Here is a 14009-nt window from a genome sequence, read left to right as displayed (position 1 = left end):
GATCGTTTAATATTCTCTGAATAGTGCTTGTGGGTCATGGCTGAGGAAGCAGGCTCTTACGATGTCTTTGCCGGAGGTGTCTACGGCTTTTTGAACTGTTTCGATGGAGCTATTCATTTCTGATCCGTAGGTCATTTCTACGTATTGCATTGCCCAGTTCATGCTCTCTCTTACGTTCCGGCTCTGATCGTCTGTGTACAGCTTGCTGTAAGGTACGAATGTTTTCACACCCCGGCTGCTGGGACTGATAAATGCGAGTACAGGGCGGAGGAAAGGATCGTCGAACAGTGTACGACGCATTTCTACGGCTTTCTGATAGGAGTCGAGGTTATCTATATCTACCACAACGAGGCCGGACGGTGATGTGAAGAATTTACTACTTCGGCGGCTGAATATGCCGCATGGGGTTACGTAGGGGAGTAAAGAGACTTTTGCCATTCGCAGGTCTCCGGTACTGCGTACCTGTGTGGTCAGTACTTTGAGATTTTCATTGCAGGTGATCATCTGATATACTTGCTCTACTGAGACTTCGCAGAAGGGAGTGAGTGTGGCGGGGGTAACGGTTTGTCCTTGTTCGTTCCTGATGGGAGCAATCGGGGGCATGAAATAAGACATTCTGAAAAAGTTTTGCATAGAATACTTCTATTAGGGCGTTTAATAAATGACTTTGACTTTCAAAGCATGGTGCGAAAGTAAGACAAATAAAATAAGTCGAGTTCAGATATGTCTGAAGTAGTGTGAAAATGTTTAATATATAAGACGTGTTTTTAACTAATAATAAGAAAAATGGAAAATAAAATTGTGCATCCTAAACTCGGTGAGTTTATTGAAGAGGTGCTTAAAGTAGCGCATGTGAATCTTTCAAAAATGTGTCATGAGATACATATGGGACCTGCTACTTACCAAAAGGTAAAAAAGGGGAAGAAAAAGATCTGATTCATTATGAGCGTATTCTTGAATATTATTATAGGACTCGCACCGAAGAAGAGTTTTTGGAGAAAGTGAATGAGTGGGCAAAACTTTATATTCGGTGCAAGAAGGGGCAGGATGATATTTGATATCTTACGATTTATACTTTTTTATTCCTCTCTTAATTTGTTTTATCACAAATATTTGGTATTTTCGGACGCTTTTTGGACAAACGACTTGAATTACTAATAGTTTATTATATGGAAAATATCGAAACAGCGATCCTGCTGATGGTGGTCGGCATGGCTACCGTATTTGTTATTCTGCTGATTGTGATTTATTTAGGTAAGTTACTGATTACTCTTGTCAACAAGTATGCTCCCGAAGAAGTGGTTCCTGCGAAGAAGGAAGCGCTACAAGGTCCTGCGCCTATTCCGGGTAATATAATGGCGGCTATCACAGCAGCTGTGAATGTGGTGACATTAGGAAAAGGAAAGATTACAAAAGTAGAAAAGTTATAAACCTATCAAAAGTATATCATAGAAAAACATGAAAAGAGAAGTTAAGTTTAGTCTGGTTTTCCGAGATATGTGGCAATCTGCCGGAAAATATGTACCTCGTGTAGACCAACTCGTAAAGGTAGCTCCTGCCATCATTGAAATGGGCTGTTTCGCCCGTGTAGAAACAAATGGCGGAGGTTTTGAACAAGTGAATTTATTGTTTGGTGAAAACCCGAATAGAGCCGTGCGCGAATGGACGAAGCCGTTCCACGAAGCCGGCATACAGACACACATGCTCGACCGTGCATTGAACGGACTCCGTATGAGCCCCGTTCCGGCAGACGTCCGCAAGTTGTTCTACAAAGTAAAGAAAGCACAAGGCACAGATATCACCCGTACATTCTGCGGATTGAACGACGTACGCAATATCGCTCCTTCCATCACGTATGCCAAAGAGGCAGGCATGATCTCACAGTGTTCACTCTGCATCACCCATTCGCCGATCCACACGGTAGAGTACTACACCAATATGGCGTTAGAACTTATCAAGCTGGGGGCGGACGAGATTTGCATCAAAGACATGGCAGGTATCGGCCGCCCCGTTTCATTGGGCAAGATCGTGGCCAATATCAAAGCGGCACATCCTGAAATTCCTATTCAGTATCATAGTCATGCCGGTCCCGGTTTCAACATGGCAAGCATCCTCGAAGTATGCGAAGCCGGTTGCGACTACATTGACGTAGGTATGGAACCGCTTTCATGGGGTACGGGACACGCCGATCTTCTCAGCGTACAGGCTATGCTGAAAGATGCCGGATATCAGGTACCGGAAATCAATATGGAAGCCTACATGAAAGTGCGTGCGCTGATTCAGGAATTTATGGATGACTTCCTTGGCTTGTATATCAGCCCAAAGAACCGTCTGATGAACTCGCTGCTGATCGGTCCGGGACTTCCTGGCGGTATGATGGGTAGTCTGATGGCTGACCTCGAATCGAATCTGGAATCTATCAACAAGTATAAAGCCAAACATAACCTGCCGTTTATGACACAGGATCAGTTGCTGATCAAGCTATTCAACGAAGTGGCGTATGTATGGCCCCGCGTCGGTTATCCTCCATTGGTAACTCCGTTCAGCCAGTACGTGAAGAACCTTGCCATGATGAATGTGATGGCAATGGAAAAAGGCAAGGAACGCTGGGGAATGATTGCCGACGATATCTGGGATATGCTGCTGGGTAAAGCAGGACGCCTGCCGGGTACACTGGCTCCCGAAATCATCGAGAAAGCCGAACGTGAAGGACGTAAATTCTTCGAAGGTAATCCGCAGGACAATTACCCCGACTCACTCGACAAGTATCGCAAGCTGATGAAGGAAAACAAATGGGAAGTGGGAGAGGACGACGAAGAACTCTTCGAATATGCCATGCATCCGGCTCAGTATGAGGCTTACAAGAGTGGAAAAGCGAAGGAAGACTTCCTGGCAGACGTGGTAAAACGTCGTGCCGAGAAAGATAAATCGCCGGAAGAAGATGCAAAACCAAAAACACTGACTGTACAGGTGGACGGACAGGCTTATCGTGTGACAGTAGCTTATGGTGATGCCGAACTGCCTGCTGCACCTGTGGCTGCGGCTCCGGCAGGGGAAGGTCAGGATGTCCTTTCTCCATTGGAAGGTAAATTCTTCTTGGTGAAGAATGCGCAGGAAGCTGCCTTGAAAGTAGGTGATGCGGTAAAAGAGGGTGATGTGCTTTGCTATGTGGAAGCTATGAAGACTTACAACGCCATCCGTGCTGAATTTAGCGGTACGGTAACTGCCATCTGCGCCAATCCGGGAGACACTGTTTCAGAAGATGATGTATTAATGAAGATAGGATAATGAACGAGATATTTGAGAACTTATATGACATGACTGCGTTCAGCAATATCATTGCCGAACCGCAGTTCCTGATAATGTATGCCATCGCGTTCGTCCTGCTTTATCTGGGTATCAAGAAACAGTACGAACCGCTGCTGCTTGTTCCGATTGCTTTCGGTGTGTTGCTTGCCAACTTCCCCGGAGGAGATATGGGAGTGATACAGGCAGATGAGAATGGTATGGTGATGATAAACGGTGTGATGAAGAATATCTGGGAAATGCCTTTGCATGACATTGCGCATGAACTGGGAATTATGAACTTCATCTATTATATGCTGATCAAGACCGGTTTCCTGCCTCCGATCATCTTTATGGGGGTCGGTGCGTTGACGGACTTCGGACCGATGTTGCGTAATCTGCATCTTTCCATCTTTGGAGCTGCTGCACAGTTAGGTATCTTTACTGTTCTGCTGGTAGCCATCCTGATGGGATTCACTCCGCAAGAAGCTGCTTCACTGGGTATTATCGGTGGTGCGGACGGACCGACAGCCATCTTTACAACGATCAAGCTGGCTCCGCATTTGCTGGGTCCGATCGCTATTGCCGCTTATTCTTATATGGCACTGGTGCCTGTGATCATTCCGTTGGTAGTGAAGCTGTTCTGTACTAAGAAAGAACTGAGCATCAACATGAAGGAACAGGAAAAGAAATATCCTTCGAAGACGGAAATCAAGAATCTGCGTGTACTGAAGATTATTTTCCCGATTGTAGTGACTACGATTGTAGCTCTCTTCGTGCCGAGTGCAGTACCTTTGATCGGTATGCTGATGTTCGGTAATCTGGTGAAAGAAATCGGAAGCAATACTTTCCGTCTGTTCGATGCTGCTTCCAACAGTATCATGAATGCCGCTACTATCTTCCTCGGACTTTCGGTAGGTGCAACCATGACGGCTGAAGCCTTCTTGAACTGGACGACAATCGGTATTGTCATCGGTGGTTTCCTTGCATTTGCTCTTTCTATTACCGGTGGTATCTTCTTTGTGAAGTTAGTGAATCTATTCTCCAAGAAGAAGATTAATCCGCTGATCGGAGCTACCGGACTGAGTGCCGTTCCGATGGCAAGCCGTGTGGCGAATGAGATTGCGTTGAAATACGATCCGAAGAATCATGTATTGCAGTATTGTATGGCAAGTAACATCTCAGGGGTAATCGGCTCGGCAGTAGCTGCGGGTGTACTGATCTCCTTCCTTGCATAATAAAAAGAACAACCAATAAAAATTAGGCACGGATTGCGCGGATAAACACGGTTTTTAGTTACTCAACTCTTAAAACCGTGAAATCCGTGTCATCCGTGCCTAATTTTGTTTTTATCTATTCGCTGGTCACCTTCTTGTATTCAGCCACAGCCATCTTCTCTGCCAGATAAGCATTGATCAGATTGGTGTGTGCTTGCGTCCATGACAACTGGGCGGAAAGTACATCTACCATGCTCGCTTTTCCTTCATTGTAGGAGAAAGTGGCCAGATCCAGATTCTCATTTGCCAGACTCATGTTTTCTTTCGCTGTTTTCACCTGAGATTCTGTTTCCGTCAGTTTGGTGAGAGCTGCCGACAGTTCTTCGTTGATATTGTCCGTCATATAACTCTGTTGCAACTTTTGTATTCCGATATATGCCTTCTGCTGCCGGTTCGTCTTGAAACGGGCTCCCCAGCGGAAAATGGGAATATTCAGATTGACTCCTACGATGGGATTGAAAGATACGTCGTATCCCAAGTTGGGTGTGGCCGTTGCCCAGCCACCGCTGAAATACATGTTTAATTGGGGATTGAACTGGCTGAGAGCCGCTTTACGTTGTGCCTGGCTCTTCATGATGTTTACTTCCGTACTGGCATAATCGGCACGTCGTTGCAAAACATCTTCCAGAGGCAGTATCCGGACAGGAGCGGAGATCATTCCGATGTTGTACAGGCTGTCTACAGGAGTATTCGGCGCTTCTCCCATCAGAATATTCAGCTGTTGCAGCGCTAATGTATAATTCTGGCGCGCTTTGATATACTGCAGTTCCGCTTCTTTCAGCCGGGTGGAAATCATCAGAAGATCTGTACGGCTGATCATTCCGTCATCGAAACGGTCTTGAATAATGTCATATTGCTGTTTGACAATGCTCTGGTATTTGTCGGCCGCTTGTAGCATGGCTTTTGAAGCGGAGGCATTCCAGTAGACAGCATCACTTTGATAGTGAATCTGGTCTAACGTGAGTTCCTCGTTCAGCTGGTTCAGCTTTTCGTCTGCCTTCGCTATCTGATGTTGGGCATTGAGCGCACCGCCTGTGTAGAGTGGCTGTGATACGACAAATACTCCTTGGTAGGTATGGTTGCGGTATTCGCCCACCGGTTCGTTCCATGCGCTAAGGTCGCTCATGTTCAGGGTACCGTCTGCATTTACGTCGATTTTCGGCAGGAAACCTGTATGGGCTATCTTTCGCGCCTCCGAACTGGCCAATGTCTTTAGTTTTTGTTGTTTCAATATCTGGCTGTAAGCCTCCACTTTTTCGCGGTAGGCTTCCTGACTCAGGCAGGGCTGTTGCGCCCAGGCTGTGGAGCCAAGGAGCAACAGTGAAAATAGTATGAGTTGAGTTTTCATTTCTTTCATGGATAATCTTTTAATGGATAATGGATAGTTGATAATGGATAATTATTGTTCTCCTTTGATCCGGTGGATGGCGCAATAGGCTACAGGAAGGACGAATAGTGTCAATGCCGAGGCTACTAACAGTCCGCCCATGATGGTGGCGGCCATTCCGCCGAACATGGCGTCAAACAGTAGCGGTAACATACCCAGAATCGTTGTTCCGGAGGCCATCGCTACCGGAATGATGCGACTGGTCGTGGCACTGATGACTGCGTCCAGCGGTTTTTTGCCTGCTGCTGTTTCCAAATCAATTTGGTCTACCAGTACGATAGCGTTCTTGATGTTCATACCAATCAGACCTAGCAGACCCAATATGGAGAAGAAGTCGAACGACTTGCCGAGTACGAGCAGTCCCAGCACGATACCGATGAAGATCAGCGGCAGCATTAACAGGATGACGGTCGGCTTGCGATACGTCTTGAACAAGAAGAGCAGCGTCACAAACATCAGGAAGAATGTCAGCGGTAAGTTTTTGGCCAGCGCTTCATTCGATTCCACCTGACTTTCCTGTTCACCGAAATACTTCATGGTATATCCTTCCGGTATTTTTATCTCCTGCTGTACCTGCGACCATACCTGGTTGAAAGCGGAAATCGCATTGGTCCCGCGACGCGGGTCGCATTGTGCCATCATCACCATCTGCCGGTTATAGTCTTTCACGTTCGAGAACCGGTACTGGAAGTCAAATTCAGATACTACCTGTTCCAAACTGGTCGTCTCGTTGCCTGTCCCGAATACGGGCAATGTGCGCAGATCATTGATCCGGAATGAATCCAGCTGGTTATTTTTCAATAGGATAGGAAGTACCTGATCTCCCTGCCGGTATTCTCCCAAAGTCATTCCCGTGGTACCGATCTGAATGCTCTGTGCCATTCCCTGTCGGGATACACCCAGCGGTTGTGCCCGTTCCGGGCTGTAAACCGGTTTCCAGACGGGTATTTTGTTTCCCCACGAATTGCGGATATTAATTAAATCCGGATTCTGGTGCATAATGGCTATTGCCTGATTGGTAAGTGATACAAGCGTATCCACATTCGGACCGATAAATCCGATTTCGATGGATGCATCCACTGCGGGGGACAGCTTGAACAAACTGGTCCGTGTGATTGCGCTCGGATAATTGGCTTTCATGTATTCGTCAAAATTCTTTTCGTATTCTTTTGTATATTTATTGTCTGTCAATTCAACGAGTACATTCGCAAAATTCGGCTTCGGACCGACAGAAGTGGAAGCGAGGTAATATCTCAGCGGGGTGCTGCCGAACGTGATGGATACCTTTTTTACTTCCGGCTGCTTCGCCAGATGTTCTTCTACCGATTTCATCTCTTTCACTACGTCATTGATGCTATATCCGTCCGGATAGAATACGTCTGCCCGGAAATAGGGCTTATCGAGCGACGGGAAGAAGTTTTGCGGCATCGTTCCCATGATAATGAGCGAGATGATAAAGAGTATTACCATGGATACCAATGTGACAGCTTTTTTGCGGATCAGCACTCCAAGGATAGAAGCGAATTTATGATAGAACGGCTTATCGTATGGATCTTTCGTTCCGTCTCCTGCTTTGGCTTTCAGAATGAAATTTCCGAATACGGTAGTCTGCGTCAGGGCAAGTACCCAGCTCAGTCCTAGTGAAATGGCAAGTACCACAAACAGCGGTTTTACGATTTCCGCTACAGCAGAGGGAGCAAGGTAAAGCGGCAGGAAGGAGCAGATGGCAATGAAAGTTGCTCCGAGCAAGCCCCATTGTGGTCCGGTTGCTCCGTCTATCAGGGCTTTCCGTCGGTTTACACCTCGGGCAATGGCTATTTGGGCGTTGTCCGTCACTACGATGGCGTTGTCCACCAGCATACCCATGGCGATGATAAATCCTGCCAGGGACGTTCTGTTGAGTCCGACACCGAAGAAAGACATGATGAGCAGTGTACCTCCGATAGAGAAAATCAGCGAAGAGCCGATGAGCAGACCGGCACGGAGTCCCATCACCAGCATGATAATGACAATCACGATCAGGATGGATTCGATCAGGTTGATGATAAATCCGTTGTTGGCTTCGTTGGCGATCTCGTTTTCGAGGTAGAGGCTTTGCAGTTCCAGTCCCACAGGCATGAGGGGGAGGAGCTCGTTCAGTTTTACTTTTACGTTCTCACCCGTCTGCACTACATCTCTTTGCGGGTCGGTGGATACACCGATACCGATAGCCCGTTTTCCGTTCACGTGCATGATGTTGGAAGGAGGGTCGAGATACCCTTTCTCGATAACGGCTATATCGCCTAGTTTCACCTGTCCGGCTTTGGTAGTGATGACTTGATTGCGGATATCGTCTATGGTGGTGTACATACCGTTGGCGGTCACCCGCAGTTGCTGCACGCCTGCACGGATTTCTCCGGTGTTGATAATCTGATTCTGCGATTGTAGCAGGTTGGCCAGCTGCTTGGGATCAATGCCCATTCCCACTAGTTTGTTGGTAGAAACGAAGATATTGACTACTTCTGTCTGCACTCCGAACAGTGCAACTTTCATCACACCGTCTGCAGTGACTACTTGTGTCTTGATTCGTTCAGCCCAGTTGCGCATTTCTTCATAAGTGAAGCCATCATCTGCCGTCAGTCCGTAATAGATACCGAATACGTCGCCGAAGTCGTCAGAGACAGTCGGAGTGGAAGCACCACTAGGCAACTGTGGTTGAATATTGAGTACTTTGCGTCGTAGCTCATCCCATTTCTGGGGTATGGAACTGGCGGAAAGCGAGGGTTGCAGCTCAAACGTGATTTTGGAAAGTCCGTACATAGACTCTGATTTAATCTTGTACACACCGCTCATACTTTGTATCTCACGGGAGATAGGTTCTGTGATCAGCCGTTCTACTTCTGCCGGTTCGGCTCCCGGATAGCGCGTCATGATGACCGCTGATTTGATAACGAAGGGAGCATCTTCCTTCTTGCCCAGCTTTCCAAAAGAAGTAATGCCTCCAATCAGCAGCACGGCAAGGAAGAAATAGATGATCTTCGTGTTATCCAGTGAATATTTTGCTAAATTCATTTTTTTAATAGTCCATTGATTTAACATTTTCTCCTTCTACCAACTGGTATACTCCTGCAATAACGATTTGTTCTCCGGGTTTCAACCCTTCGGATACGAGCACTTGCGCTTCTCCTGTAGGGGCGTTGACTACTACTTTTCGTTTGTGCACTTTGTTGCCTTCGACTACCCAGACGTACATGTTATTACCGTCACTTTCACCGAAAACAGCGCTGAGCGGTATGATCGTCCAACTCTCCTGTACCAGCGGACCTACATCGGCTGTGAAACGGATACTGCAAGTGAAACCGGGTTTTACGGCATACAAATCCCGGTCGAAAGAGGGATCGTCAATAGTAATGCTAACCGGAATACCAGTTCCTTCGGTTGATATGTCCAGATATTCCTCCAGTCTCGCCTTGAACACATGACCCTTGAAGGTATCAAACTCTACAAGGAAACGGGGATCTTTGGCACGAAGGAGATAAAGATAGACATCCGGTATGGTAAATTTAATACGCAGGTTCTGGGTGTTGACCAGTTGTACGATCCCTTCTCCTGAATTGACACGCTGATAATTCTCTACCAGACGTTTTTCGATAGAGCCGTCGAAAGGAGCTGTCAGTTTGGTATCACGCATGTTGTTGGTGGACAGTTCGTACTCCGATTTCGCTTTCTGGTAATTGGAAAGACTAATTTCATATTCCTGCACAGAGATCGCTTGCCGGGAGAGCAGGCGCTTGTTACGCTCTACTTGTGCAGAAGCCGTTTCGTAAGCGGATTTGGTGGCAGCATACTGCAACGCGATATCTCTGGGATCGATAGATGCAATCAGCTGCCCCTTCTTTACTTTCTCTCCTTCGATAACAGGCAAGTTGATGATCTGTCCACTGACACGGAATGCCAGCTTGACGTACTCCACTGCTTCTACAATGCCGGAGAAATCTTTTCTGATCACTGACCTTGACTCGACAATGGTTGTTTTTACAGGTCGGGTGGCGGGTACCGTCGTCTCTTTCTTTTGCCCACAGCCTTCCAATAGGATGGCTGCAAGTGCAATCACATAGATATTTTTCATAAGTCGTTCATTGTTTGGGGAGTAAACAATTTGACACTTGACTATGTTCAGCAAAGAATGGTTTATTAGAAATGTGAAATTAGTATCAACATTAAAGGAAAATGATTGTTTATAGATAAAAAATGCATTTTCTGTTGATTTTATCAGAGATTATTCCCACTTTTGCACCGCACTAGTATTACAGTCGCGGAATGCGATATGAGAATTTAATTCTCGAATTTGAGCTACGAGCATGTGGGAATATGCTCGTGGCTTCCTTAGATATACGGTTCTGTCCCCCGTGTGGAGCGTTAATGCGCCCACTGTATCTCATCCCTCGTGGACTGTAATATGTAGTGCAACGGGTCAGCAGGACCGTCTTTTTTTCCTGCCGAATATTATATATGATAATAGGAAGTATTTTTCCTGAATAGTACTATTTAACAATCGATAATTTTCAGGAAATTAGATGATATAATGGTATGGTATATTCCCTTAACTATACCATTTTTATATTACCTGGTAATAGTTCCCCTTAGCCAGTTAATATACGGACCGCACTACTCTGTGAAGAATGGTACGGTCCTTTAGTTTATCTATGAAACGAAAAAGAGGAAATTTCCTGCTGGAAATCTCCTCTTTTTTCATCTTAACGAAAGATTGAATTATTTCTTCTTACGGTCACCGTAACGGCTCATGAACTTATCAACACGACCTGCAGTATCTACCAATGTAGATTTACCTGTATAGAACGGGTGAGAAGTGTTTGAGATTTCAATCTTCAGCAACGGATAAGTTTCACCTTCGAATTCGATGGTTTCTTTAGTTGCTACAGTTGATTTAGACAAAAACATGTCACCATTGGACATATCTTTGAATACTACCGGACGGTATGATTCTGGATGAAGGCCTTTTTTCATTTCAGTATCTGTTTTTTTAATTTATATTCTGTTACTATTTTGGTAAGAAATAGTGTAATGGTCATTTTCAGAGCGCAAAGATAGTACATTTCTCTGAAATAGAAAAAGCTTTGCTGAAAAAACTTCCGTGAATTATACTGTTTTTATGAATTATGTGATTTCCGGGAACAAGATTACTACTGCTTTTTATTGATAATACATGTTTTTATAATGATTGTATAATATATAAAGGTATGTATAATCAGAGGATGAAGATAACTGTCTTTTAGTCGTTTATTTGCTAGGTGGACATTACAATCTAATGTCAGACCTGCTTGTCGATGAATATTTGCTGATTGATTTAAACCTTTTTCTATTATATTTTTCTTTCCGATGTTCGTTATTCGGTGGATAATGCTTACTTTTGCGTAGAATTTTTATTCACTAACAATAAACTTTAAACAAAATGGTTAATTACAAAGACTTAGGATTGGTAAACACTAGAGACATGTTTGCTAAGGCTATTAAGGGTGGATACGCTATCCCAGCATTCAACTTCAACAATATGGAACAGATGCAGGCTATCATCAAGGCTGCAGTAGAAACAAAATCTCCGGTGATTCTTCAGGTTTCTAAAGGTGCTCGTCAGTATGCTAACGCTACTTTGTTGCGTTACATGGCTCAGGGTGCTGTAGAATACGCAAAAGAATTAGGTTGCGCACATCCTGAAATCGTTCTTCACCTTGACCACGGAGATACTTTTGAAACTTGCAAATCTTGCATCGATTCAGGTTTCTCTTCAGTTATGATCGACGGTTCTCATCTTCCTTATGAAGAAAACGTTGCTTTGACTAAGAAGGTTGTTGAATACGCTCATCAGTTCGACGTAACAGTGGAAGGTGAACTTGGTGTATTGGCAGGTGTAGAAGATGAAGTTTCTTCTGACCACCACACATATACTGACCCTGAAGAAGTGATTGATTTCGCTACTCGTACAGGTTGCGATTCATTGGCTATCTCTATCGGTACTTCTCACGGTGCTTACAAATTTACTCCGGAACAATGTCACATTGACCCGGCTACCGGTCGTATGGTTCCTCCTCCATTGGCTTTCGAAGTATTGGATGCTGTAATGGAAAAACTTCCGGGATTCCCTATCGTACTTCACGGATCATCTTCAGTTCCTGAAGAAGAAGTGGAAACGATCAACAAATATGGTGGTGCTTTGAAAGCTGCTATTGGTATTCCTGAAGAAGAATTGCGTAAAGCTGCTAAGTCTGCTGTTTGCAAAATCAACATCGACTCAGACTCTCGTCTGGCTATGACTGCTGCTATCCGTAAGACTTTCGCTGAAAAACCGGCTGAATTCGACCCACGTAAGTATCTGGGTCCGGCTCGTGACAACATGGAAAAACTGTACAAGCACAAAATCCTTAACGTGCTGGGTTCTGACAATAAGTTGGCTGAATAATCAGAGATTATCCTTATATAATAGAAAGGCTGCAATCGTTTGACGGTTGCAGCCTTTTTTATGCTTTCACTTGTTTATTCCGTTTTTTTAGCGGGTACATTTCCTCCCAAAAAGAAATCTTCTATCTTTTGTTTACTTTGAATGTCTTTCAGCCAGTTGGCAGCAGCATTGTAGTAATTCTTAGTGTCTAAGACGAGTTCACCTCTTTCGTTTAGTTTCGCTTCTTCTTCCTTCTCTTCCTTCGGACGTGTTTTTAAGAATGTTTCCAGGCAGCGTTCGGTGTTTTTCTTATCTTTCAGCGAATAGAAATAGATGAATGCCATATCATACAATAACTTATGATTTTGCTTGTCGTATTTCCGATAACGTTCTCTGATAGATTCAATCTGCTCTTTGGGCATCTCTGCCATTTTGTAGCAGTCGGTCATGCCTATATAGAGCCGCGTCATGTTACTGTCTTTAGGAATGCTCAGGTCAATTGCCTTCTCAAGATACTCTACACCTGACTTTTTCCATGAAGTCTTGGCGCAGGCACGCCCGAGATAATAGAGTAGATTTACGTTTTCAGGATCATATTTTCGGGCGGCTTCCAGAAAGTCATGTGCTTCGTAGTATTTCTCTTCCGCATAATAACTGATGCCCAGATAATAGCAGGTATGGAAGGAGCTGTCGCCTTGACTCACCAGATATTCATAACGTTGAATGGCAGTGGGATAATCCTTATTCAGGCAATATGCCAGTGCATTCTGGCGATTAACGGCGACATTGGTCGTGTCAATCCGGCGATATTTTTCTGTAGCTTCGATTGCTTCATCGAAATAAGAGCCGGCTATATTCAATGCGCCGAGTTTGGCAGCAGCAAGATAGTCGTCGGGATATTTTTCTTGTATATTATAGTAGCAACCTGTAGCAGGCAAAAATTCTTCCATACCTTCGAAACTTTGCGCTTGCAGATGCAAGGCAATGGCGGAACTGTCTTTTTCTGTCATCAGGCTACTTTCTCCTAAAGCTTCTTGAAATTTCTGCAAAGATAATAATAACCCGATGTATTGAATACGTACATATTTATTTTCCGGATTCAGATCGAGTGCTTGCTCATAATATTTTAGTGCTTGTTGATTCTTGGCTAATGACCGGCAGCATTCGGCTGCCTCAATGTATGCACGGGTATTGGCTGTATCGTTGGCTATGATTTCCTGATAAGTGGAAAGTGCTTCCGCGTTCAGTCCAAGTCCCCGTTGTGCTTTACCTTTTTGCAAGAGTAGGGGAATGGTGGTTTTTTCTTTGGCGATGAGAATGAGTGCTGTCTCATAATCGTAGTCTGCTATTGCTTCCTGAATATGATTTATACGTTGCGCCATCAATATGGTGGTGGTACAAAGGAGGGTGAGAAGAATAATCCGTTTCATAAATCTTTATTTTAGTGTGTCGTAACAAAGACGCAAGATGCTAAAAAATATTGTAATTACGAATTATTCGTAGCGTTTTTGGAATAGATTAACGGAATGATAAGAGAAGATAACACAGTGAAACTCAGAATAAAGGATTGTATACCGTATAAAAAATGCGGATATTGCCGTTTTATATGCAATATCCGCATCCA

Annotated in this window: 11 protein-coding genes; 5 read left to right on the top strand and 6 right to left on the bottom strand. The window is 44.7% G+C overall.

Annotated elements, in window-relative coordinates; all coding sequences use genetic code 11:
- Window positions 1–6 precede the first annotated feature (6 nt).
- Window positions 7–633: a BT4734/BF3469 family protein gene (locus K6V30_RS22070; RefSeq protein WP_022300848.1), complete on the bottom strand. Its 627-nt coding sequence runs from the start codon at window positions 631–633 to the stop codon at window positions 7–9.
- A gap of 153 nt (window positions 634–786) precedes the next feature.
- Between K6V30_RS22070 and K6V30_RS22065 the strand changes: the two genes are divergently transcribed.
- The 4 genes from K6V30_RS22065 to K6V30_RS22050 all read left to right on the top strand — a co-directional run bounded on the left by K6V30_RS22065 (window position 787) and on the right by K6V30_RS22050 (window position 4523).
- Window positions 787–936, top strand: a complete 150-nt coding sequence (locus tag K6V30_RS22065) for a hypothetical protein (RefSeq protein WP_022300849.1) — start codon at window positions 787–789, stop codon at window positions 934–936.
- A 233-nt stretch (window positions 937–1169) separates the two neighbouring features.
- Window positions 1170–1430, top strand: coding sequence for an OadG family protein (locus K6V30_RS22060; protein ID WP_010538928.1), 261 nt, complete (start codon window positions 1170–1172; stop codon window positions 1428–1430).
- Between the two features lie 28 nt (window positions 1431–1458).
- Window positions 1459–3288, top strand: coding sequence for a biotin/lipoyl-containing protein (locus K6V30_RS22055; RefSeq protein ID WP_010538927.1), 1830 nt, complete (start codon window positions 1459–1461; stop codon window positions 3286–3288).
- Complete coding sequence (locus tag K6V30_RS22050) at window positions 3288–4523, top strand: sodium ion-translocating decarboxylase subunit beta (protein ID WP_008763355.1); 1236 nt, start codon at window positions 3288–3290, stop codon at window positions 4521–4523. Before K6V30_RS22055 ends, K6V30_RS22050 begins: the two co-directional genes overlap by 1 nt.
- Before the next feature lie 115 nt (window positions 4524–4638).
- On the opposite strand, the gene K6V30_RS22045 is transcribed toward K6V30_RS22050, so the two are convergent.
- The 4 genes from K6V30_RS22045 to K6V30_RS22030 form a co-directional block, all read right to left on the bottom strand.
- Window positions 4639–5910 carry a TolC family protein gene (locus K6V30_RS22045; RefSeq protein ID WP_029425648.1) on the bottom strand — a complete coding sequence of 424 codons (1272 nt, stop codon included), beginning with the start codon at window positions 5908–5910 and terminating at the stop codon, window positions 4639–4641.
- A gap of 51 nt (window positions 5911–5961) precedes the next feature.
- Complete coding sequence (locus K6V30_RS22040; protein WP_055270227.1) at window positions 5962–9000, bottom strand: efflux RND transporter permease subunit; 3039 nt, start codon at window positions 8998–9000, stop codon at window positions 5962–5964.
- Window positions 9001–9004: 4 nt separating this feature from the next.
- Complete coding sequence (locus K6V30_RS22035) at window positions 9005–10057, bottom strand: efflux RND transporter periplasmic adaptor subunit (RefSeq protein WP_055270201.1); 1053 nt, start codon at window positions 10055–10057, stop codon at window positions 9005–9007.
- Between the two features lie 644 nt (window positions 10058–10701).
- Window positions 10702–10956: a type B 50S ribosomal protein L31 gene (locus tag K6V30_RS22030; protein ID WP_005678397.1), complete on the bottom strand. Its 255-nt coding sequence runs from the start codon at window positions 10954–10956 to the stop codon at window positions 10702–10704.
- A 445-nt stretch (window positions 10957–11401) separates the two neighbouring features.
- Here K6V30_RS22030 and K6V30_RS22025 point away from each other — a divergent pair, with 445 nt between their 5' ends.
- A complete protein-coding gene (locus K6V30_RS22025) occupies window positions 11402–12406 on the top strand; it encodes a class II fructose-bisphosphate aldolase (RefSeq protein ID WP_010538923.1) in 1005 nt (334 codons plus the stop codon).
- A gap of 74 nt (window positions 12407–12480) precedes the next feature.
- Here K6V30_RS22025 and K6V30_RS22020 read toward each other — a convergent pair whose 3' ends face one another.
- On the bottom strand, window positions 12481–13815 hold the full coding sequence (locus K6V30_RS22020; RefSeq protein ID WP_055270199.1) for a tetratricopeptide repeat protein: 1335 nt from the start codon (window positions 13813–13815) through the stop codon (window positions 12481–12483).
- Between the last annotated feature and the right edge of the window lie 194 nt (window positions 13816–14009).

Source organism: Bacteroides faecis, from assembly GCF_020091505.1.
Classification (GTDB): Bacteria; Bacteroidota; Bacteroidia; order Bacteroidales; family Bacteroidaceae; genus Bacteroides; species Bacteroides faecis.
The sequence above is the reverse complement of the archived record's forward strand: the minus strand, read 5'-3'. Positions and strand labels throughout refer to the sequence as shown.

Coding starts and splice junctions, on each gene's coding strand:
- K6V30_RS22035 (WP_055270201.1), bottom strand. CDS start 10,057: ATGAAAAATATCTATGTGATTGCACTTGCAGCCATCCTATTGGAAGGC.
- K6V30_RS22020 (WP_055270199.1), bottom strand. CDS start 13,815: ATGAAACGGATTATTCTTCTCACCCTCCTTTGTACCACCACCATATTG.
- K6V30_RS22040 (WP_055270227.1), bottom strand. CDS start 9,000: ATGAATTTAGCAAAATATTCACTGGATAACACGAAGATCATCTATTTC.
- K6V30_RS22070 (WP_022300848.1), bottom strand. CDS start 633: ATGCAAAACTTTTTCAGAATGTCTTATTTCATGCCCCCGATTGCTCCC.
- K6V30_RS22045 (WP_029425648.1), bottom strand. CDS start 5,910: ATGAAAACTCAACTCATACTATTTTCACTGTTGCTCCTTGGCTCCACA.
- K6V30_RS22060 (WP_010538928.1), top strand. CDS start 1,170: ATGGAAAATATCGAAACAGCGATCCTGCTGATGGTGGTCGGCATGGCT.
- K6V30_RS22055 (WP_010538927.1), top strand. CDS start 1,459: ATGAAAAGAGAAGTTAAGTTTAGTCTGGTTTTCCGAGATATGTGGCAA.
- K6V30_RS22050 (WP_008763355.1), top strand. CDS start 3,288: ATGAACGAGATATTTGAGAACTTATATGACATGACTGCGTTCAGCAAT.
- K6V30_RS22065 (WP_022300849.1), top strand. CDS start 787: ATGGAAAATAAAATTGTGCATCCTAAACTCGGTGAGTTTATTGAAGAG.
- K6V30_RS22025 (WP_010538923.1), top strand. CDS start 11,402: ATGGTTAATTACAAAGACTTAGGATTGGTAAACACTAGAGACATGTTT.
- K6V30_RS22030 (WP_005678397.1), bottom strand. CDS start 10,956: ATGAAAAAAGGCCTTCATCCAGAATCATACCGTCCGGTAGTATTCAAA.